General features: G+C 64.1%; 5 protein-coding genes. All 5 read left to right on the forward strand.

Translation table 11 applies throughout. The annotated features are described in order from the left end of the window. Positions 1 to 698 precede the first annotated feature (698 nt). Genes J5M72_RS25075 through J5M72_RS25095 form a run of 5 tightly spaced genes read left to right on the forward strand, consistent with a single transcriptional unit; the run spans position 699 to position 23,794 of the window. Positions 699 to 9,707 (forward strand): non-ribosomal peptide synthetase, encoded by a 9,009-nt coding sequence (locus J5M72_RS25075; RefSeq protein WP_207867567.1) that lies wholly within the window; start codon positions 699 to 701, stop codon positions 9,705 to 9,707. Further along, positions 9,704 to 13,816, forward strand: a complete 4,113-nt coding sequence (locus J5M72_RS25080; RefSeq protein WP_207867569.1) for a non-ribosomal peptide synthetase — start codon at positions 9,704 to 9,706, stop codon at positions 13,814 to 13,816. Before J5M72_RS25075 ends, J5M72_RS25080 begins: the two co-directional genes overlap by 4 nt. Beyond that, on the forward strand, positions 13,813 to 22,911 hold the full coding sequence (locus tag J5M72_RS25085) for a non-ribosomal peptide synthetase (RefSeq protein ID WP_207867571.1): 9,099 nt from the start codon (positions 13,813 to 13,815) through the stop codon (positions 22,909 to 22,911). Before J5M72_RS25080 ends, J5M72_RS25085 begins: the two co-directional genes overlap by 4 nt. Continuing rightward, the gene (locus J5M72_RS25090; RefSeq protein WP_243433481.1) at positions 22,908 to 23,591 is read left to right on the forward strand and encodes a hypothetical protein; all 684 of its coding nucleotides are present in this window, start codon (positions 22,908 to 22,910) and stop codon (positions 23,589 to 23,591) included. Before J5M72_RS25085 ends, J5M72_RS25090 begins: the two co-directional genes overlap by 4 nt. After that, entirely contained in the window at positions 23,588 to 23,794 is a 207-nt protein-coding gene (locus J5M72_RS25095) for an MbtH family NRPS accessory protein (protein WP_207867573.1), read from the forward strand. Before J5M72_RS25090 ends, J5M72_RS25095 begins: the two co-directional genes overlap by 4 nt. The last annotated feature ends 4 nt before the right edge of the window (positions 23,795 to 23,798 follow it).

Raw genomic sequence — 23,798 nt, forward strand, 5'->3', positions numbered from 1 at the left:
AGTTATGCGTTGTTAGCGCTTGTTAGCGCTTGAAGCCTGCCGCGTTTCGCACGCTGACTTTTGCTTTGCCGAGTCTTGATTCTGCGCGGGTTTTCAACAATCGGCGCTTGCCAGGAGCGGCGGCTGGATTCCCGGCATTTATGACACCTCTGTCCCTTTGCCATCGTCACAACCATGTAGGAAACGTCCGATATTTATTTCGCAAAATTCCTACATTTTGTTTGCCTCCCTAACAAAAAACGTGGTTATTATCCGCCGGCGCTTCGGGTCACAAACCCGGCGCCAGAAGATTGCCGTGTGCCCACAGGCCCGGCAGTCGCAGCCGATCGGGACCACCCTGGCGCTGTCATCCACCGCGCAGGTTGTTCCTCGTCGTTGACCCTCAAATGGAAGTCGAGGTTTCAATTGATCACGCGGTTTGCAATCGACGATGCAATGGACAGGGCGACGGATGTCGTCAACGATTCTGTCATCTCCCCAGCTGCCTGCGCGGACCGCGCCGCGGTGTTCTTCGCCAGCCTTTCTCCCCCCGGTTTCCTGTGTGTGCCGGTGTGCGACGCAAGTCTGCACGCGCGTGCCGCGCCATCTTCCTGAATTCGAATGACCGAACCGGTACCTGATACCGGGGCCTGACTGGCAGGGTGCGTGCTGTCCCTGCCTGATCACAAAAACAATGTAGTCATGGACGGTAGCCTCCGATGCTCGACAACACTTCCTTGCGTGGGACGAATCCCGCGCAGCCCGACGTTTCATCCTCGATTCCGTTCGACACCGATCTGTGTGTGCACGGTCTGTTTGAAGCGCAGGTGCTGCGCAACCCCGAGGCCATTGCCGTGCGTTGGCAGGAAGAGGCGCTCAATTACCGCGATCTCAACACCCGCGCCAACCGCTTGGCCCATCACCTGCGCAGCCTCGGCGTTGGGCCGGACGTGCGGGTCGGGCTGTGTCTGGAGCGTTCGCTGGAGATGCTGGTCGGTGTGCTCGCGGTGCTCAAGGCCGGTGGCGCCTATGTGCCGCTGGACCCGGCGTATCCGCAGGCGCGGCTGGCGCACATGCTGTCCGACAGCGCGCCGCCGGTGGTGCTGAGCCATGGTCTGGCGCGCGATGTGTTGCGGGCGGCGCTCGAACAGTCGGCGACCGTACCGACGGTGCTGGATCTGGCCGAGGCCCATGACTGGGCTTCGTGCTCGGCAGACAACCCCGCCCCTCAGGCGATCGGCCTGACACCCCGTCACCTGGCCTACGTGATCTACACCTCGGGTTCGACCGGCACCCCGAAAGGCGTGATGGTCGAGCATCGCGGGCTGATCGCGGTGAGCGCTGCCTGGGCACAACTTTATGCTTTGGGCGAGCCGATCAACCACCTGCAAATGGCCGGTTTTTCCTTCGACGTGTTCAGCGCCGACCTGATTCGTGCGCTGGGGTTTGGCGGCACGCTGGTGCTGTGCCCCCGGGACACTTTGATGGACCCACCGGCCCTGTATCGCCTGATGCGGGAAGCTCAGATAGGCTTTGCCGACTTCGTCCCGGCGTTGCTCAATCCCTTGCTGGCCTGGGTCGAAGAGACCGGCCATGACTTGTCGTTCCTGCGCACCGTGGTCTGCGGCTCGGACATCTGGACCGCCCACAGCGCACGGCAATTGCGCAGGCTCTGTGGTGAGCGGGTGCAGATCGTCCAGGCCTATGGTGTGACCGAAGCGAGCATCGACAGCACCTGTTTTGAACTCACCGAAAGCAACCGGATCGATGCGGTGTTGCCCATTGGTCGGGCATTGCCCAACACCCGGATTTACCTGCTCGACGAGCAAGGCGAGCCCGTTGCCGAGGGTGTCGCGGGCGAGTTGTACATCGGTGGCGTCGGCGTGGCGCGGGGTTATCTGAACCTTCCGCAACTCACTGCCGAGCGTTTTATCGACAACCCGTTCGTGGCGGGTGAACGCCTTTACCGCACCGGAGATCTGGCGCGTCATCGGGCCGACGGCCAACTGGAATTCCTCGGCCGCAACGACTCCCAGGCCAAGTTGCGCGGGCTGCGTCTGGAACTGGGGGAAATCGAAACCCGGCTGGCGGACATTGCCGGCGTGCGCGAAAGCGCGGTGCTGCTGCGTCAGGACGGCCTCGGTGAACCTCGACTGGTCGCGTATTACTGCGAAAAACCAGGCGCGACTTTGAGCCCGCGCACACTGCGAGAACAGCTGCAAACCAGCCTGCCGGATTACATGGTGCCGACGGCATTTGTGCGTCTGGATGCGCTGCCGCTGACCCCCAACGGCAAGGTCGATCGCCCGAATCTGCCTGCTCCGAATGTCGAGGCATTCGATCAGCAGCAATACCAGGCGCCACAGGGCCCGCTGGAAACCGCGCTCGCCGCGATCTGGGCCGACGTGCTCGGCGTCGAGCGGGTCGGGCGACAGGATCAGTTCTTCGCCCTCGGCGGTCACTCGCTGCTGGTGATGCGCGTGCTGGCGCAGGTTCGCCATACGCTGAAGCTTGAAGTCGCGCCTTCGACGCTGTTCGCCGCGCCGGTGCTGGCAGCGTTCGCCGAACGGCTGCAAGCCAGTCAGGCGGCGGCTCGTCCAGCCATCACAACCCTTGAACGCTCGGGCGCGCAAACGTTGTCGTCTGCTCAGCAGCGCCTGTGGTTTCTGGCGCAAATGGAGGGTGGCAACGCGGCGTATCACATGCCGTTGAACCTGCGTTTGCGCGGTTCGCTGGACGTGGCGGCGCTAGAACGCAGCTTCAATCAACTGGTGGCACGCCATGCAGCGCTGCGCACCACGTTCATCGCAGTTGAAGGGGAAGGGCGGCAATTGGTTGCGCCGCCTGCGCACAGTGTCCGGCTGACGGTGACTGACGTGCAGGGGCACGATGCGCAAGAACGTCTGAGCCGCTTGATCGACGAGGAAGGCGCCAGACCCTTCGACCTGAGCCGGGGCCCGCTGATGCGCGTCAGTCTGCTGCGGCTGGCGGCGGATGACCATGTGTTGCTGCTGACCCAGCATCACATCATCTCCGATGGCTGGTCGATGGGCGTGCTGACCCGGGAACTGGGGCAGCTGTACGAAGCGGCGTTGCTGGATCGCGACGATCCGCTACCGCCATTGCCCGTGCAGTACGTGGATTACGCCGTGTGGCAGAAACAATGGCTGTCCGGCGACGTGCTGGAGCAGCAAAGCCGTTACTGGCGCGAAACCCTGATGGGCGCGCCGGTGCTGCTGGAACTGCCGACCGATCACAAGCGTCCACCCGTGCAGGATTACCTCGGCGGTTTTGTCCCGCTGGTCTTCGACGCCGTCCTGACCGCACGCCTGAAAGCCTTGGGCATGCAGCAAGGCACCACGCTGTTCATGAATCTGCTGGCCGGTTTTTCGCTGCTGCTGTCGCGCCTGTCGGGGCAAAGTGACGTGGTGATCGGCGTGCCATCGGCTAACCGTCCGCAGCAGGAACTGGAAGGGCTGATCGGTTTCTTCGTCAACACCCTCGCGCTGCGCATGAACCGCTCCGGCACGCCATCGGTGGCGCAATGGCTGCAACAAACGCGGCGGGTGGCGCTGGAGGCTCAGGAGCATCAGGACCTGCCGTTCGAGCAAGTGGTGGAATTGCTCAATCCGCCGCGCAGTCTGTCCCACAGTCCGCTGTTTCAAGTGTTGTTTGCCTGGGAGCAGGATCAGGATTCCGACCTGCTGCTGAGCGGGCTCGACGTTACGCCGGTCGAGAGCAGCCATCACGTGGCCAAGTTCGATCTGCAACTGGCGCTCCATGAGCGCGACGGGCAGATCGTCGGTGGTCTGGAATACGCCTCGGGCCTGTTCGAACGCGGTACCGTCGAGCAGTTCGGCGAGTACCTGCGCCGGGTGCTGACGCAGATGGTCGAGGACAGCGAGCAGTCGCTGGCCGGGATCAAGCTGCTGAGTGCCGAGCAACACCAACAGATCGTTCATGACTGGAACCGTACCGCGCGGGATACCGCGTCACTGCCCGGTTGCGTGGCGCGCTTTGAAACCCTCGCCTGGCAAAATCCAGACGCCGTGGCGCTGCTCGCGGACCGTGAGCAACTGAGCTACCGCGAACTGAATCGCGCGGCCAACCGCCTCGCGCATTACCTGATCGAGCAAGGCGTCGGCCCCGAGCATCGCGTCGGTTTGTGCCTGGAGCGTTCGCCGCAAATGGTCATCGGCCTGTTGGCGATTCTCAAGGCCGGCGCGGCGTACGTGCCGTTCGACCCGGCTTACCCGAGTGAACGCCTGGCGTTCATGTTCAGCGATGCCGCGCCGACCATGCTGCTGACCCAGTCGAGCCTGTTGGCCGGGCTGCCGGCCAACGAGGCGAAAATCTGCTGCCTGGACACTGACGCAGCGCAATGGGCGCAACACCCAACGGATGATCCGCAGGTCACGGTGAGCCCGGAAAACCTCGGCTACGTGCTCTACACCTCCGGCTCCACCGGACGACCCAAAGGCGTCGCCCACAACCGTCGTGCGCTGGATAACCTGATTGCCTGGCAACTCGATCAATCGACGACACCACAGCGCGTGCTGCAATTCGCCTCGCTGAACTTCGACGTCTCGTTCCAGGAAATCTGCAGCACCCTCTGCCAGGGCGGCAGCCTGTTGCTGATGACCGAAGACAGCCGTAAGGACCTCGCCGCGCTGCGCCCGACCCTGGTGGCCGAAGGCGTGCAGCGGGCATTCCTGCCGTTTGCGGTGTTGCAGCAACTCGCCGGCCTGACCGCGGCCGATGCGCCGATGCCGGCCGGTGGTTGCGAGATCATCACCGCCGGTGAAGCCCTGCAGATCAATGACGAGCTGCGCGGGTTTGTCCGCGGGCTCGGCGGTGCGCGGTTGCATAACCAATACGGTCCGACCGAAACCCATGTGGTCAGCCAGTTCAGCCTTGACTGCAACGAGGCCGAATCCTGGCCGGACGCGCCGCCCATTGGCCGTCCCATCGCCAACGCGCGGCTCTACGTGCTGGACGAGCATCTGAATCCGGTGCCGGTCGGCGTGGCGGGCGAGTTGTACATCGCCGGCGCCTGTCTGGCCCGGGGGTACCTGAACCGCCCGGACCTGACCGCCGAACGCTTCCTGCCGGACCCGTTCAGTGCCGAGCCGGGCGCGCGGATGTACCGCAGCGGCGACCTCGCGAAATTCCAGGCCGACGGCAACGTGCAGTACCTGGGACGCATCGACCAACAGGTCAAACTGCGCGGTTTCCGCATCGAACTCGGCGAGATCGACAGCCTGTTGCATCAACAACCCGGCGTGCAGGAAGCCGCGGTGCTGCTGCGTGAAGACGTGGTCGGGGACAAGCGCCTGGTGGCCTATGTGGTCGGCTCCGCGACCAGCGAATCCCTGCGTGCCGAACTGCAACGCCAGTTACCCGAACACATGATCCCGAGCGCCTGGGTCCGGCTCTCGCAATTACCGCTGACCCGCAACGGCAAGCTCGACCGCCAGGCGCTGCCGGCACCGGAACGCAGCGCCGGGGCGACTTACGAGGCGCCGCGCAACGACACCGAACGGCAAATGGCCGAGATCTGGGCCGAAGTGCTCAAGTGCGAGCGGGTCGGCATTCACGACAACTTCTTCGACCTCGGCGGCCACTCGCTGCTGGCTACACGGATGATCTACGCGATCAACCAGCGCATGGGCGCGCAACTGTCCCTGAGCAGCCTGTTCCAGACGCCGGTGTTGCTGGATCTGGCGGCGCAGGTGTCGCGTGAAGAGCAGAGCGTTGAACCGGCATTTATTCAGATCGAGCCGGATCGCGGCAATCGGCATGAACCATTCCCTCTGACCGATATCCAGCAAGCCTACTGGTTCGGTCGCGAGGCCACGGTCAGCCTCGGTGGTGTCAGCGCCCACGGCTACGAAGAACTGCGCATTCCCGAGTTCGACGCCGAACGTTTCGAACAAGCCTTGAATCGCATGATCCAGCGCCACGACATGCTGCGCGTGGTGTTCCTCAGCGACGGCACCCAACAGGTGTTGGCGCAGGTGCCGACCTATCGCATGCCCCGCAGCGACCTGCGCGGGTTGCCCGCCAAAGAGGCGCAACGCACCCTTGAGGCAACCCGCGAACGCCAGTCCCATCAGGTGCTGGACGCCAGTCGCTGGCCGCTGTTCGAGTTCAGCCTGTCGTTGCTTGATGACGGCATCACTCATTTGCACATCAGTCTCGATGCGCTGATTGTCGACGCTGCGAGCACGCAGATTCTCGCCCGCGAACTGATGGCGTTCTACGCCGATCCGACCCTGGAGTTGGCGGAACCGGGCCTGACTTTCCGCGACTACGTGCTGGCCGAACAGCAACTGCGCAACGGCCGCCGCTACGAGCAGGCGCTGGGTTACTGGCGCGAACGAGTGACTACTCTGGCCCCGGCGCCGGATCTTCCGTTGGTGCGCCAACCCGAAAGCATCGCCAACCCGCACTTCACCCGCCGTGACCGCGACATGTCGGCGGCGCAGTGGGCGCAGCTCAAAGCCGTGGCCAAACAGTTTGCGGTGACGCCGTCGGTGATGCTGCTGACCGCGTTCAGCGAAGTGCTGGCGCTGTGGAGCCGCACCCCGCGTTTCACCCTGAGCCTGCCGCTGTTCAACCGCATGCCGTTGCACCCGGATGTCGACGAAATCATCGGCGACTTCACCTCGCTGGTACTGCTGGAAGTCGGCATCGACGGTTCACAGAGCTTCACCGACAAGGCCCGAGCGGTGCAGGCGCAACTGTGGCGTGACATCGACCATTCGGTGGTCAGCGGGGTGCGGGTACTGCGCGAATTGTCCCAGGCCCGGGGCGTGCAGCAGACGGCGATGCCGATCGTGTTCAACAGCACGCTGTCGGAAGCGGCGCCGGAACTGGCTGAATTCAACCTGGCCGACGCGTTGAACGCCCGGCACATGCACAGCATCACCCAGACCCCGCAGGTGTGGCTCGACCACACGTTGCTGGAGCTGGAAGGGCGCCTGTTGTTCAACTGGGACAGCATCGACGAGCTGTTCCCGCAAGGCATGATCGAGCAAATGTTCGTCGCCTATAACACGCTGCTCGACAGTCTCTGCGAGCCGACAGCCTGGGGCGCGAACACCCCACAACTGCTGCCGCAGGCGCGGTTGCCGGCGCCGGTCGACCATCAGCAAACGCTGCCGTTGATGCACGAGCTGTTCGAACGTCAGGCCCTCGCCACGCCGGATGCACTGGCGGTGATCGGCACGCGACAGCTGACGTACGCCCAGTTGTGCAAAGAGGCCCGGCAACTCGGCGCCCGACTGCAAGCGCAGGGCGTACTGCCGAACCGGTTGGTCGCGGTGGTGATGGAGCGCGGTTGGGAACAAGTGGTCGCGACTCTGGCGATTCTGTATGCCGGCGGCGCTTATCTGCCCATCGAGCCGACCCAGCCGGCGGAGCGGCTGCGGCATATTCTGGAACGGGCGGAGGCGAGTCTGGCCCTGACCCAACCGGTGCTGCTCGACAAGATCGAATGGCCGGCACAGGTCACGGCCATCGCGGTGACCGATGAAATCTCAAACGATGGACTGCCACTGCAACCGGTGCAGGTGAACGAAAGCGACCTCGCTTACGTGATCTACACCTCCGGCTCCACCGGCCAGCCGAAAGGCGTGGTGATCGACCATCGCGGTGCGGTCAACACGCTGCTCGACATCAACCGGCGCTTTGCCGTCGGCCCGAACGACCGCGTATTGGCGATCTCGTCGCTGAGTTTCGACCTGTCGGTCTACGACTTCTTCGGCACGTTGGCGGTGGGCGCTGCGGTGGTGCTCCTCGAGCCGCAACTGTCACTCGATCCGGCGCACTGGCTGGCGTTGATCGAACGTCATCGGGTCAGCCTGTGGAACTCGGTGCCGGCGCTGCTCGGCATGCTGGTCGAATACGTGGAGGGCGAGGGCGGTGCGTTGCCTGTCAGCCTGCGGGTAGCGATGTTGTCCGGCGACTGGATTCCATTGACCTTGCCCGAGCGGGCCTGGGCCTTGCAGCCCGACTTGCAGTTGATCAGCCTGGGCGGCGCCACCGAAGCGTCGATCTGGTCGATCTGCTATCCGGTGCAGCACGTCGACCCGGCGTGGCGCAGCATTCCCTACGGCAAGGCTCTCGATCATCAGCGCTTCTACGTGCTGGACGAAGCACTGCAAGTGCGACCAGCCTGGGTCGCGGGGCAGTTGTACATCGGCGGCATCGGTCTGGCGAAAGGTTACTGGCGCGATGAAACACTCAGCGCGGGCAGCTTTTTTGACCATCCACTGACCGGCGAACGGCTGTATCGCACCGGTGACCTGGGGCGTTTGCTGCCGGACGGCAATATCGAATTCCTCGGCCGCGAAGACAATCAGGTCAAGGTTCAGGGTTATCGCATCGAGCTGGGCGAAATCGAAGCCGCGCTCAATCGCCACCCCGGGGTGCAGAGCGCGGTGGTGCGGATTTTGGGCAGCACGCTGGGCGAAAAGCGTCTGGCGGGCTACGTGCTCAAGGCCGACCCGGCGTTGCAGGCCAGTGATTTCAACGCGTATCTGAGCGACAAGCTACCGGCCTACATGATTCCGGCGTCGTTCACGTTCGTCGAGGCGTGGCCGTTGTCGTCCAACGGCAAGGTCGACAAGAAGCGCCTGCCGGAACCGGAGCAAATCGAGGAGCAAGGACCGGCGCTGGAAGTCGAGGGCCCGCAGGAACAGCGGCTGGTGGAGATCGTGCAGGGCGTGCTCAAGCGCGAATCCATCGCCGCCAACGCCAACCTGCTGAACCTTGGCGCAACATCTATCGATATCGTCCGGATCAGCAATGCATTGTCCGGCGCCTTGCAGTTCCGTCCGCACGTGGCGCAACTGCTGGCCCAGCCGACGTTGCTGCATCTGCTTGGCATGTATCGCCAGAACCGGGCGCGGCAGGATCTGCTCGGCAATGTTCAGCAGGCCCCGGAGCCCGTGCAGGACATCATCGAAGATCCACAGCAACGGGCGCAGTTCAAGGCTGAGCAACGCGGTCGCCGCGCGTTCGCGGAAACCCTGCCGGCGCTGGCGCTGGACCTGCCGCAAGATCCGGCCTTTGCCCGGCGTCTGAGCGATTACCGTTCGGTGCGCCAATACGCTCTGCAGCCGATCGCCACCCAGGCCTTTGCGCACGTACTGGCGGCGCTGGCCCAGGGGCAACTCGACGGAGAGGTGAAGTACCAGTTCCCGTCGGCGGGCGGGCTGTACCCGATTCAGGCCTACCTTTACGTCAAGCCAGATCGCGTGCTCGGCGTGCCCGGTGGCGCGTATTACTACGATCCCCGTCAGCACCGTTTGCTGGCGCTCCAGAGCGGAGCGCTCGACCCGGACACTTACGACTATTTCGTCAACCGTCCGGTGTACGAGAACGCGGCGTTCTCGCTGTTCTTTATCGCCGACATGGCCGCGATCCGCCCGCTGTATGGCGAGCGCAGCCGCGACTTCTGCCACATCGAAAGCGGGGCCATGGCGCAGTTGCTGAGCATGACCGCCGTCGAGCACGGCCTGGGTCTGTGCGGCATCGGCTCGGTCGAGGAACAGCAACTGACGACGCTGTTCGACCTCGGGCCGAACCATGAATTGATCTACTCGATGATCGGCGGGCTGCGCACGGCCGATGAACAACACCGCGCGCCGGTCGAGGCGTTTGCCATCGAGCCTGTGTCCGCCAGCCTGGACGACGAAGACATGGAGGAGTTCGAAGTATGAATGCCGATCAATTGCTGGCGTTGTTCGCTCGCCATGGCGTGATGCTCGAAGTGGACGGTGACAGGCTGCGCTGCAAGGCGCCGCGCGGGTTTCTCACCGAAGAACTGACCCAGGCGCTCAAGCGTCACAAACAGGAACTGATTGCCTTGCTCGGCAGGCACGATGACGCGGTGATTCCCCGTCGTGCCGGCGAGCACGCATCCTGGCCGTTGTCATTCTCGCAGCGGCAATTGTGGTTTCTCGATCAACTGGAACCCGGCAACCCGTTCTACAACGTGCCCACGGCGGTGATGCTCAAGGGACGGCTGGACGTGGCGCTGCTGGAGCGGGCGCTCAACGAATTGGTTGCCCGCCATGAAGTCCTGCGCACGACGTTTTGCAGCGTGGACGGAGAACCACGTCAGGTGGTGCACCCGTCGATGCCGCTGTCGTTGACGGTAACGGATCTGCGCCAGTTGTCAGTCGATGAGCGTGGGCAACAAGTGCGATTCGCCGTCGAACAGGACGCCCGGGCACCGTTCGACCTGGCCACCGGGCCGTTGCTTCGCGCGTCGTTACTGCGCCTGGCCGACGACGAATACCTGTGGCTGTACAGCGTGCACCACATCATCGCCGATGGCTGGTCGATGGGCGTGATCCTGCATGAAGTCGCGACGCTGTATGGCGATTATCTGCGTGGCGAAACGCCGACCCTGGCGCCGTTGCCGGTGCAATACGCCGACTACGCCTGCTGGCAGCAACAGCGAATGGGCGGTGCGGTGCTGGACGCTCAGCTCGATTACTGGCGTCTGACCCTGGAAGACGCGCCGCTGTTGTCGACCTTGCCCGCCGACCGGCCGCGGCCGCTGGTGCAGCGTTATGTCGGCGCCACGTTCAGTTCCTCCGTCGATGGCGGCACCTTGCGTGAACTCACGGCGCTGGCCCGGCAGACTCAGGGCACGCTGTTCAACGTGTTGCTGGGCGCTTTGGCGGTGCTGCTGTGGCGCCACAGCGGCCAGCAGGACTTGTGCATTGGCACGCCGTTCGCCAACCGCAATCGCCCGGAAGTCGAGCCGCTGATCGGCCATTTCGTCAACACGCTGGTGCTGCGCCAGCGCCTGAATCCACAACAGACCTTCGCCGAATTGCTGCGCGAAGTACGCGGGCAGATGCTCGACGTCCACGCCCATCAGGACGTGCCGTTCGACCGCGTGGTCGAAGCCGTCAACCCGCAACGTGATCCCGGCCATTCGCCGTTGTTCCAGGTGATGCTGGTGTTGCAGAACACGCCGGGCAACGCGGTGCAGATGCCCGGTCTGGAACTGGCGCCGTATGGCACCAGCAATGCCACGGCCAAGTTCGATCTGGCGTTCGAGTGGGTCGAGCGGGAAGGGCGGCTGGACCTGTTGGTGGAATACAACACCGACCTCTATGACGTCGAGACCATCGAACGCGTGAGCGGGCACTACCGCCATCTGCTTGAGCAGATCGCCGCTGATGCCAAGCAACCGATCAATGCCTTGCCGTTGATGAATGAGGCCGAGCGTCAGCAAGTGCTTGTGGACTTCAACCGCGCCGCGCCGCTGACGCAAGCGGCGCCCTGTGTGCATCAACTGGTCGAAGCGCAGGCCGCGAGCAATCCTCAGGCCTGCGCGGTGGTGTTCGAGGGTGAATCCCTGAGCTACGCCGAACTCAATGCCCGGGCCAACCGACTGGCGCGGCATTTGCGCACCTTGGGCGTCGGCCCGGACGTACGCGTGGCGGTGTGCATCGAGCGTTCGCTGGAGTTGCCGGTGGCGCTGCTGGCGGTGCTCAAGGCCGGCGGCGCCTACGTGCCGCTGGATCCGGATTACCCGCTGGGACGCCTGAGCCATATGCTCGGCGACAGCACACCGGCGGTGCTGCTGACCCTCGGTTCGGCGCACGGGATTTTGCGCCAGGCTGTGCAAGGCTCGACCTGGGAAGCGCCGATTCTCGACCTCGAAAAAGATGCCGCGAGCTGGGCGTCGTTGCCGGCGGACAACCTCGATCCACGCAGTGTCGGCGTCACCCCTGACCATCTCGCTTACGTGATCTACACCTCGGGCACCACCGGTTTGCCCAAGGGTGCGATGGTGGCCCACCGTGGGCTGAGTAACCTGCTGTTGTGGTGCTTGCAGGTCTGCGGTGAAGCGGGAGCGATGCTGCACAAGATCCCGTTCGGTTTCGATGCCTCGGTCTGGGAAACATTCTGGCCGCTGGCAACCGGCGGAAGGCTGGTGATTGCGAAGCCCGGTGGGCATTACGAGCCGGCGTATCTGGCCCGCGAGGTGCGCGCGCAGAAGGTCACGGCGCTGGTGTTCGTGCCGGCGATGTTGCAGCTGTTTCTGGAGGTCGAGGAGGTCAGTCAGTGCGCTTCGCTGACCGATGTGTTCAGCGGCGGCGGTGAACTGCCGCCGGCCCTGGCCCGGCGCTTTCAGGAGCGCCTGCCCCATGCGCGGCTGCACAACGTCTACGGCCCGACCGAAACCACGGTGATCAACAGCATCTGGACCCTGGAGCCCGGCGCCGAGGTACCGGCCCGGCAACTGCCGATCGGTCGGCCGATTTCCAACAACCGTTTTTACGTGCTCGATGACCGCGATGAGCCGGTGCCGGTGGGCGTGACCGGGCATCTGCACATTGGCGGCGTGGGCGTGGCCCGGGGGTATCTGGGGCTGGCGCAGCTCAGCGCCGAGCGCTTTATCGACAACCCGTTTGTCGCGGGAGACCGGCTCTATCGCAGCGGCGATCTGGCGCGTTATCGCCCGGACGGTCAACTGGAATTTCTGGGTCGCAACGACTTTCAGGTCAAGTTGCGCGGTGTGCGCCTGGAGCTGGGCGAGATCGAAGCCCGGCTCGAAGCGTTTCCCGGTATCCGCAGCGCCGTGGTGTTGATGGTCGGCGAAGCGGCGCAGGATCAGCGACTGGTGGCCTGTTGTGTGGTCGCCGAATCGATGGACCAGGCGGCGGTGCAAGCCCATCTGGCGACGACGCTGCCCCGTGCGGTCGTTCCCGGCAGTTATCTGTGGCTCGACGCCTTGCCGCTGACCGCCAATGGCAAGGTCGACCGTGCCGCGCTGACAGCGCTGGCGGACGAGGAAATGGTCAATCGTCAGGTCAATCTGAGCAGCCCGCGCGATCACATCGAACTGACGCTGTACCAGATCTGGAAACGCCTGCTGCTGGTGCCGCAGATCGGCATCCGCGACAACTTCTTCAATGTTGGCGGTACCTCCATCGCCGCGATCAAGATGGCCCATGAAATCAGCCAGGTGTTCGCGGTTGAAATGCCGGTGCGCGTGGTGCTCAGCTACCCGACCATCGAGGCGCTGGGCGGCTGGCTGCGGGTCGGGGCCAACCCTGCGGTTGCGCAGGGCAATCTGATCGAGTTCCGTCGAGGTGAGGGGTACAGCAACGTGGTGTGCATCCACCCGGCGGGCGGCACGGCGTTCTGTTACCTGTCGCTGGCCAAGGTGTTGCCGGATGAAGCCGGCGTCTACGGGGTGCAATCGCCGGGGCTGAATCCGGGGGAAAGCACCGAGCCAACGGTCGAAGCAATGGCCGAAGCCTACTTGCGCCAGATCGAACCGCTGACACGGCAACCGCTGATCCTCACCGGGCTGTCGTTCGGTGGTCTGGTGGCCTATGAAATGGCGCGGCGATTGACGGCGGCGGGGCATCGTCAGGTGACGGTGGTGCTGCTCGACACCCAGGGCAGCGACGATCCGGGTTTCCGCGAGCAGATCGGCACCGTGGACATGGCCGAGTTCCGCGACAAACTGGTGCGCTTCAATGGCATGTACCCCGGCATTGAAGACGAGCAGGTCGAACGCTACTTCAACATCTACAACCACAACCGACTGGCCATGGCCGCTTATGAGTGCGCGCCGCGAGCCGGGCGTGTTGTGCTGATTCAGGCACGGGAAGACTTCAGCCGCCATCAGTTGCATGAACTGCGCGGATTCTGGCGTCGACGCGCGGGTAGCGGCTATCTGGCGAAACTGGTCAGTGGCGGGCACTGGGACATGCTCGAAAGCGCGGAAATCCATCGAGTTTCGCAGATCATCCGTCGAGAGCTGCAACGCTTCACCGCGCAGGAGGCGAAATGATGAGTGCGTCCAATGACCTGACTTTGCTCGCATGCTTTGCCGAGCAAGTGCAGCGTGATCCGAAGGCTGCGGCCGTCATCGACGGATCGGTAACCCTGAGTTACACGGAACTGGCCAGCGCCAGCGAGCGCATCGCCCGAGGGTTGCTGGCGCGTGGCATCAAGCCCGGCCAGTCGCTGGCGTTGTGCATGCCGCGTTCATGGCAATGGCTGGCGGCGATCCTTGGCGCGCTGAAAGTCGGCGCAGTGGTGGTGCCGCTGGATCGGGCCAGCCCGCGTAAACGCCGCGAATTGATGTTGGCAGATGCGGCGTGTGTCGGCCTTGTTACCTTGGGCGAAGAGCCGCTGTGGTCGTCTTCATTGTGGCAAACCAGTGTCGAGGACTTGCTCGATCAACCGGATGCTCCGCCGCAAACACTGGCCGAAGATTGTGCCGAGGTGATGTTCCTGTTCTACACCTCGGGCACCACCGGCATGCCGAAAGCAGTCGAGGTCGGCGAGCGCGGCTTGCTGCGTCTGGCGCACACCGATGGTTATATCGAGATTCGTCCGGCGGACCGGTTTGCCTGCCTGTCCAACCCGGCGTTCGATGCGTGCAGTTTCGAGCTGTGGGCGCCGCTGCTCAACGGCGGCTGCTGCGTGATGATCGCCGACGAGGACGTGCTGGATGCGCGTCGGCTGGCCGAGGTGCTGGAGCGGACCCAGGTCGACAACCTGTTCATGACGGTATCGCTGTTCAACACCTTGATCGCCGAATGGCCGTCGTGCTTTTCCAGCGTGCGTCAGGTGCTGATCGGCGGCGAGCAGATCAGCGCCGCAGCCGTGCGTGCGTGGTACCGGGCCAACCCAGAGAGCCGGTGCCGGATCTTCAATGTCTATGGGCCCACCGAATGCACCACGTTTGCCCTGTGCTGGCCGATCAGTCGCGACTTTGTCGGCGACTCGGTGCCCATTGGCCGACCGCTGCCGGACACTGGCGTGCAGGTGTTGGACGAGCAGCAACGGCCGGTACCGGCGGGAGAAGTGGGCGAACTGTATTTGAGCGGCAGCGGTGTCGCCCGTGGCTATCGCAACCGGCGCGAAGAAACTGCTCGGCAGTTCGTGCGCTTGCCCGACTTCGACGGTGGCGCGTCGGTGCATTACCGCACCGGTGATCTGGTGCGGCGCAACGCCGAAGGCTTGATCGAGTACCTGGGGCGGGTCGACCGGCAGGTGAAGATCCGTGGTTTCCGGATCGAGCCGGGGGAGGTGGAGCAACGGATGCTGGAGTATCCGGGCGTGGCGCAGGTGTACGTCTGCACCCGGCGTCAGGCGGCGGAGGATCATCAACTGCTGGCATTCATCGTGTCTCGCGGGAACCTCGACTATCACGCACTTGAAACCCATCTGCGGGCGCAACTGGCGCCGTATATGCGCCCGCATCAACTGTTCCTGCTGGAGCGCCTGCCGCTGACGGCCAATGGCAAGATCGATCGAGACAGCTTGCTGGCCCAACCGCTGAATCCGTGGCATCCAGTCTTGGCGACGATGGAAAACGACAACGCTTCGCCGGCGCTGGACTGGTTGTTGGGTCAGGCTCGTTCGCTGCTCGGCCAACCGTCCCTCAGTGCCCAGGATGACTGGCTGGGAAGCGGCGGCGATTCGCTCAAGGCCATGCGCCTGCGTTCGGCGATTCGTGTTCGCTGGCAGCGCGAGATCGCGCTCGACACGTTGCTCAACGAGTCGTTCTTGTCGTTGGCCGAGCAACTGACCGGTGAAACGAACTGCGAGTCGATCTACCCACCTGCGCCTCCGATCAGTCGCGCAAAACGCTTGCCGGCCACCGCTGAACAGCGCCGCCTGTGGCTGTTGCAGCAACGTTCGCCGACCTCGACCGCTTACAGCGTGCCGCTGATTCTGCATCTGGCGGCAGGTGTCGATGTCGCGGCACTGGCCGAGGCCGTGGGGCGTCTGGTGCTACGCCATCCGGGGTTGCGCACGGCTTTTGCAACCGGTGGTGATGGACTCGATCAGGTAATCGCCGAACAGGGGCCGACCTGTCGAACCTTCGCGGTCGAGCATTTCACCGAGGACAACTGGCAGGCCTTCGCCGAGCTGGTGTTCGCCGCGCCGTTCGACCTGACCACCCCCAACCTGTTTCAGGCCTGGCTGTTGCCGTTCACCGATGGCCGCTGCCGGCTGTTGCTGAACCTGCATCACATCATCGTCGATGGCTGGTCGGTGAACCTGCTGTTCGCCGACCTGAATCAGCTTTACACCGATGTCCTGCAAGGCCGCGACAGCCCGCAACCGGCGGGCCGATTGACGACGCTGGAGTTTGGCCAGTGGCAGCGCCAGTGGAGCGTCGATCCGCATTATCGCGACCAGCGCCGGGCATTGGCCGAGTTGCACCGCCGCCAGGAAGAACCGTCGCCCGCACTGATGCCAATGCGCGAAATCAGCCCGGACGCCCGGTTGCACCGAGAACCCTTGGGCACCCTGCGCAGCGCCGCCCTCGAACGCTTTTGCACGCAACAGCGACTGACCCGTTTCGAAGTGCTGTTCAGTGTCTTCGCCTGGAGCCTGTACGCCCTGACCGGATGCGAGCGGCCACGGATCGCCAGCCCGGTGTCCAACCGGCCGCTGGCGGAGTTCGAAGACACGGTCGGTATGTTTGCCAACACTGTGCTGATCCCCACCGCCGTCGAACAGGCATTGACCCTGAGCGAGCAGATGCGCAAGCAGACCGCCACCGTGCGCGAGGTGCTGGCGTTGCAGGACGTGGCACTGGCGGATCTGGTGGAAGACCTGCGGCTGTCGTCGAGCCCCTTGCTGTTCGATTTCATGTTCGTGCTGGAAAACACTGATTACGCGGCACTGGCGGAATCGAGCCTGCGCGCCACGCTGGAATTCAACGAACTCTTGCACGCCAAGTGCCCGCTGACCTTGCTGATGGTGGGCAGTGGTTCGCAGTTGGAGTGCTGGTGGGAATATCAGTGCAGCTATTTCGATGGCGAACAGATGCGGGCGGTGAACGCACTGTTTCGCCGAGGCCTTGACCTGCTGTTGGAAACCCCGGCGGCGAACCTCAACGATTTGCTGGAGCCGTATCGACGCAGCCTGCCACCGGCCAGCGAGGGCCCTCGGATCGCGTTGCCGTTCAACACATTGGCGGACGGGTTCGAGCATCAGGTGCATTGCACGCCTGAGGCGGTGGCGCTGGTTCAGGGCCAGCAGCGCCTCACCTATAGCGAACTGAATGCGCTGGCCAATGCTCTGGCGGCAAATCTGATCTCGCGTCATCCGTTGCCGGCCGCAAACGCGCCGCTGCATGTGGTGCTGTTCCTCGATGCCTCGGTGGAACATATCGTCGCCTTGCTGGCGCTGGCCAAACTCAACCTGACCGCTGTGCCGCTGGATCCCGCTTATCCGGTGGCGATCCAGCGTCAGGTGCTGGAACAGGCGCAGCCGCATTGTGTGCTGTTCAGCGATGCGACCGAAGCGGCGCTGGAGGAGCTGAACGCGGGGCGATTCGCCATGCACCGGGTTGACCTGCGCGCCGATGCAGGGACATTCGAGCGTCCACGCCACGCTGGTGAGCGGCCGCTGTACACGCTGTTCACCTCTGGCTCGACCGGCACACCGAAAGGTGTACAAGTGTCGGAACGCACCCTGTGCAATCTGCTGCAATGGCAGCGCACCGAGGGGCAGTTGCCGGCGAAAGCGGTAACCTTGCAATTCTCCATGCTGTCGTTTGATGTGTCGTTTCAGGAGATTTTCAGCACCCTGTGTGGCGGCGGTTGTTATCACCTGATCACACCGCGCTGGCGTCAGGACGCCGAGGCGTTGCTGGGCTATATGGTCGAGGTTCGGGTCGAGCGCCTGTTCCTGCCGTACGTGGCGTTGCAGTATCTGGCGCAAACCGCTGTGGCTCGCGGAATCTACCCGCCGGCATTGCGCGAAGTGATCACCGCCGGGGAACAGCTGCTTTGTACCGAGGCGTTGCGCAACTGGTTCGGCGGCATGCCGCAAGCTTCATTGTTCAATCACTACGGCCCGACCGAAACCCACGTGGTCAGTGCCTTGCGCCTGCCGCCCGTGGCGCGGGACTGGCCGTTGCGCGCGCCGATCGGCCATGCCGTCGGCAACGCCCGATTGCTGCTGGTCGATGAGCACGATCGCCCGGTGCCGGTCGGCAGTCGCGGCTATCTGCTGGTGGCCGGACCGATGGTTGCCCGTTGCTACCTGGCTGATCCTGCGCTGAACGCTACGCGGTTTGTCGAGCTGGCAGACGGCTGTTTGTATTACCGCACCGGCGATCTGGCGTGGGCCGATGCCCAAGGCTGTCTGCATTTCCTGGGACGTGACGACCAGCAGATCAAACTCAGCGGTCATCGTCTGGAACTGGGGCAGATCGAGGCGGCGCTGATGCAGGTGCCTGAGGTGGTCAGCGCGGTGGTGGCGGTTCAGGCTGAGCCACCGCGACTGACAGCGTGGCTGCAACTCGAAGGCGAGCCTGCGACCTCGCAACTGCTGGATCGTCAGGTCGCGCGGCTGCTGCCGGCCCATGTGCGGATCGATGAATATCGGCGGATCGATGTCTGGCCACGCACCCCCAGCGGCAAGATCGACCGCAAGGCCTTGCCGGCTCTGGGCGAGGCGCTGGAACGGCGCAGCACGCCCCGGCCGGTCGTGCAATTGACCGCACTGGAACGGCAACTGAGCGAGTTGTTCCAGGCCGTGATCGGCCGCGACATCGAGCCGGAGCAGACCTTCTTCGAGGCCGGCGCCACCAGCCTCGGCCTGATGCGTTTGCATGGCCGTTACGCCGAAGAGCTGCCGCACAAGGTGACGATGGCCGATCTGTTCGAACACGTCACGATTCGGCGCCTGGCGGCGCATCTGTCGACAGCGCCGGTGGCAGCGGTGGAGCGTGTAAGGCAAACCGATTCAGGTCACCAGCCGATGGCAATCATCGGCATGTCGGTCAATGTGGCCGGGGCGCGGAACCTGTCCGAGTTCTGGGCGATGGTGCAAGGCAATGGGCTGGGCATCGAGCACTTTACCGCCGAAGAAGGTCTGGTCGGCGCCCGCAGCCAACTGGCCGGCATGCTCGACTTCGATCCCGAGTACTTCGGCATCAGCCGCCAGGAAGCGCGTTTGATGGACCCGCAACAGCGGCATCTACTCATGGGCTGTGTGCAGGCCCTGCAGCACGCGGCCATCGTCCCGTCGGCGGACGGCCCGCGCATCGGCCTGATCGCCAGTTGCGGCGAAACCACGTACTTCCAGCAGATGCTGCGCGACACCGCGCAAGGCGATCTGCCGGACGGTTTCCAGATGGCGCTGCACCACGACAAGGACTTTCTGGCGACCAAGGCGGCGTATCACCTGGACCTCAATGGCCCGGCCCTGAGTGTGCAGGCGGCGTGCGGCAGCTCGCTGATCGCGGTACACCTGGCCAGTTCGATGCTGCGTCAGGGTGACAGTGACGTGATGCTCGCGGCGGGTGTGCTGATCGACCCGACCCTGACCGAAGGCTATCGTCACCGTTCGCAGCACATCTTTTCCGCCGATGGTTTGTGCCGCCCGTTCAGCGACGATGCCAGCGGGACCATCGGCGCCAGTGGTTATGGCGTGGTGGTGCTCAAGCCATTGGCCAGGGCGCGGGCCGATGGTGACCGGATCTATGCGTTGCTCGAAGGCTCGGCACTGAACAACGATGGCCGGGCCAAGATGAGTTACACCGCGCCGTCGGTGGCCGGGCAAAGCGCGGTCATCCGCGATGCCTTGAACCGGGCCGGGTTGACCGGTGCCGACATCGGCTACATCGAGGCCCACGGCACCGGCACCTTGTTGGGGGACCCGATCGAAGTCGCGGCGCTGACCCAGGCCTTCGGCGATGCGCCAGCCGGCCATTGCGCATTGGCTTCGGTGAAGAGCCAGATCGGCCACTTGGGCGCGGCGGCGGGGGTGGTCGGGCTGATTCGCGCCAGTCTCGCGGTATTCCACGGCGTGCTGCCACCGAACCTCGGGTTTGGCCGGATCAATCCGCAGATCGATCTGGAACATTCGCCGTTCTACGTGCCCACCACGTCCAGGCCATGGCCGCAAGGACGGCGACGTCTGGCGGGTGTCAGCAGCTTCGGGATCGGAGGGACTAATGCCCATGTGATTGTCGGCGCCGCACCGACGGTGCAGGAAACAGCCGAGGAAACGCTGCCACTGTTGATGGTTTCGGCCCAAAGCCGATCTGAATTGCTGCGCGATATCGCGGCGATTCGCGAACACCTGCAAGCGCATCCGGAGCAGCGCACCGCGTTGCTGCGGCACTTGCAGTCAGGTCGACGCCAACTGCGCTGGCGCTTTGCGATGGTCTCCCAGCCGGGTGACGACATTCCTTTGCTGCCGACAACGGTCAAGGAAATCACCACGCCGGGTGTGCAACTGATCGCCCGTGATCACTCACCGCAGGCATTGCTGGAGGCCTGGTACGAAGGCGCCCATATCCACTGGCCGCAGCGCTCGGCACCGCCACCCTGGGACTTGCCGCCAGCGTCGTTCGATCTTCAGACCTATCGCTTTGAACCCACTGCCGAAATCGTTGCCCCCGTTTCGGCAGGTATCGAGCGCCAACCGCTGGCGCAGTGGTTTCACCAGCGGCAGTGGATGCGTGCCCAACGCCTGAACGCAAAGACACTGAGCGGCGCACGAGAAACGGTCATTCTTTGCAGCCATGAAGCACCCGGCGCGGCATTGCTGGAACATCTGCGAACGGTTTATCGACGTGTGGTTCAAGTGCGCGCGGGCAATGGCTTCAAGCAACTCGGTGCGGACCGTTTCGAGCTGGATCCGCTGGATACCGAAGCCCTGAGCCGATTACTCGGTGAAGTGGTCGAAGCGTCCCTCGGCGAGCTCGACTGGCTGCACACCTTGCCGCTGGCTGTGTCAGGCGCGGTCAACGAGCAGTCGCTGGATCTGGCGCAGTGGGCCTGTCTGGACACGATCAGCGCGCTGATGCAGGCCTGGGGGCACATCGCACGCACGACACGCCTGCGGTTGTGGTTGATGTCGTGGCAGGCGTGTCCGGTGGACGGCGAAGTACGGCGTCCCGAGCTGGCGGCACTGGCCGGGGTCTGCGAAGTGGTGCCCCAGGAATACCCGGTGCGTTGCCACTGGCTGGACTGGCCGTCGCCGCACCTTGATAGTCAGGCCGAGGAACTGGCGGCGCTGCTTGGTGATGCGGCCGAGTTGCCTCGGCGGATGGCGGTGCGCGACGGTTACCTGTGGCAGCCACGGTTGATCGCTCACCCATTCCCGGGCCCGACCACAACACCCAGCCTGTTGCCGGAGGACGGCACGTTTCTGGTGCTGGGCGGCAGCGGCGGGATCGGTCGCACCCTGTGCGAACACCTGCTGCAAGCGCCTGGGCGGCGTGTGGTGTTGCTCTCGCGTCAAGGACAGTTGCCTGCAAATCTCACGGCTTATGCGCCGCGAATCGACTGTGTTCAGGCGGACATCGCTGACCTGTCGCGCTGGCCGCAGGTACTCGATCAACTGGCCCGACGCTACGGTTGCCTGAGCGGGGTGATCCACGCAGCAGGTGTCGGTGCAGGCAGTCTGATTCGCCATCGCGACGCCCGGCAGATGGCCGAGGCGATGGCTGCCAAGACTCACGGCATGCTCGCGGTCGAAAGCCTGATCGAACAGCTTTCGCCGGGTTTCGTCCTGTACTGCTCATCAATGTCGGCGCTGTTCGGCGGCGCGGGGCATCTGGATTATTCGGCAGCCAGCGGTGTGCTCGACGGCTTTGCGCATTACCGTCCGGACACGGCCAATGCTTGCCTGCGTCTGGGGATCAACTGGGACATCTGGCGCGACATCGGCATGGCCACGACCCACAATGGCGGGGACGCTGCGCATCAGGAGCATCTGACGGTCGGCTTGTCGGCCGAAGAGGGGGGGCGGGTGTTCGATCTGGCGATGGCGACGCAATTGCCGCAATTGCTGGTTTCCACCACCGGTATCGACACGGCGCGGCGCTTCTATCCGGTTCGCCATGGCGTCGCGGCCGCGGCGGTTGCAGTGCCCCAAGGCGTGGATCTTTCGGTGCGCTTGCGTGAGTGCCTGTGCAAATGGCTCGGTGTGACGGATCTGGAAGACGATGATTCGCTGTACGACCTGGGTGCGGATTCGCTGACGTTGCTGGACCTGATCGACGAGCTGCAAGCGGCCACGGGTGAGGTGTTTCAGTTGTCGCAGTTCAGTCACAAGGTCAGCCTGAGCGAGGTGTTGGGGCTGGTGGCAGATTCCACGGCAGAGGCTTCAGCGCACGCGCCGCACCACTGGAACGACGCGGTGCGGGTCGATCAGTGGCATGCCGGCGTCGGCGGCGACTGGCTGTACCTGATTCACCCGGTGGGCGGAGATGTTCAGGCCTATCGGGAACTGGTTTCAGCGCTGCCTGCAGATCTGGGGGTGTGCGTGATTGCGGACCCTGCGTTGCGTCTGCCGGCGCTACCGAACATCAGCATTGTCGAGCGGGCCCGGTTGTATCTGCAGGCGATCAAGGCCCACCTCCCGGACGGTTGCGCCTGGCGCCTGGCGGGCTGGTCGTTCGGGGCCTGGGTGGCGCAGGCGCTGTGTCAGCAGGCGCAGGCTGAAGGTTTCAGGCAACCGCTGCTGTACCTGATCGACCCGCCCGCACCGAATGCCGGAGCGGAACTGGCCGGTATCGACGAGCGGACCATCGAGCAGGTGTTCCAGCGAGAGTTCGCCCAGCGCTGGCCCGACGTCGAAGGGCAGGCGATGTCCGAAGACCGTCAGGCTTACCTGCAACGGCTGACGGTGTGCTGTCGCAACAACATGAGCAGCATGGTCGACTTCCAGCCGCCAGCATTGGCGGCTACACCGGTGCGGATGTTTATCGCCGGACGCGCTAACCCCTATGGTCTGGGCGATGCCTGGAGTCTGGACGACCTGCAACGCCACTGGCGGGCGCTGCTCCCGCAGTTGCAGAGCTGGCAACGGCTGGACACCGATCACTACGGCATCGTGGCGGGGCACTGGGCGCGGATGCTGGCCGAGGTGATCGGCGCGCAGGAGGCGTCGATATGAAGGAAATGATTTCGATGCCTGACTGGTTGTCTGCCTTGTCGCAGGTGCTGTGCGACGGCCAGCCCGAGGTCTTGTGCAAGCGGATTTGCAGGCTCGACGAAATGCCGTCGCTTCGGCTGATTCATCGTTGGCAAGCCGAGGTGGTTCTGCCGGTGCTGTGCGAGGCGCTGTCGGAGCATCGGCCAGCGCTGCTCGCTTTGCAAAGCCTGCATCATCGGGCGGCACTTGGCGTGGGCGCACGCCTGGGCGAGTGGCGTGCCACGCTCAAACCGGTTTTGCTGGCGCTGTATCGACGGGCCTATGCCTACGACGCGGCATACGCCCAGGCCCATGCCAGCGCGATGACTTACGGTCTCGCGCCGAGCAACACCGCCATGATCGCCGAGCACTTCGGCGATGCCGAGGCGTTCGCAGCGTATTACGCGCAATTGAATACCGAGGCCAGTGCCACGGCGTTCGCCCAGGCTCATGCCGCCGCCAATGCTGAAATCTCCGCCCGGGCCTTCGCGGCTGACGATGCTGACACGTACGCGCAGGTCTGCGGTACGTCGGTGCGGGTGTTTGTCTGGGCTTGCGCTCAGACCGACGAGCAGCGGCGTGCGCTGTTCCACCAGTTTGCCGAAGGGTTGGTCGTGCATCTGACAACCCTGCAATCCCGTTCAACAGGAGAGACGACATGAATGACGCACAGCAGCAATTCGATGTGGTGATCAACGCTCAGGGTCAGTATTCCCTGTGGCCGGCGGGCAAGCCGATGGCCAGCGGCTGGAACGCGGCCGGGATGCGTGGCGAACGTCAGGTCTGCCTGGATTACATCAACGAGCACTGGATCGACATGCGCCCGCGTTCTCTGCGCGAGCAGTCATCGGCGTCGTTCCAATAAAAAA

Source organism: Pseudomonas sp. 58(2021), from assembly GCF_017491585.1.
Lineage (GTDB): Bacteria > Pseudomonadota > Gammaproteobacteria > Pseudomonadales > Pseudomonadaceae > Aquipseudomonas > Aquipseudomonas fluorescens_BT.

Bases quoted from the DNA above. Each gene is read 5' to 3' on its own strand.
- J5M72_RS25075 (WP_207867567.1), top strand. From the start codon at position 699: ATGCTCGACAACACTTCCTTGCGTGGGACGAATCCCGCGCAGCCCGAC.
- J5M72_RS25080 (WP_207867569.1), top strand. From the start codon at position 9,704: ATGAATGCCGATCAATTGCTGGCGTTGTTCGCTCGCCATGGCGTGATG.
- J5M72_RS25085 (WP_207867571.1), top strand. From the start codon at position 13,813: ATGATGAGTGCGTCCAATGACCTGACTTTGCTCGCATGCTTTGCCGAG.
- J5M72_RS25090 (WP_243433481.1), top strand. From the start codon at position 22,908: ATGAAGGAAATGATTTCGATGCCTGACTGGTTGTCTGCCTTGTCGCAG.
- J5M72_RS25095 (WP_207867573.1), top strand. From the start codon at position 23,588: ATGAATGACGCACAGCAGCAATTCGATGTGGTGATCAACGCTCAGGGT.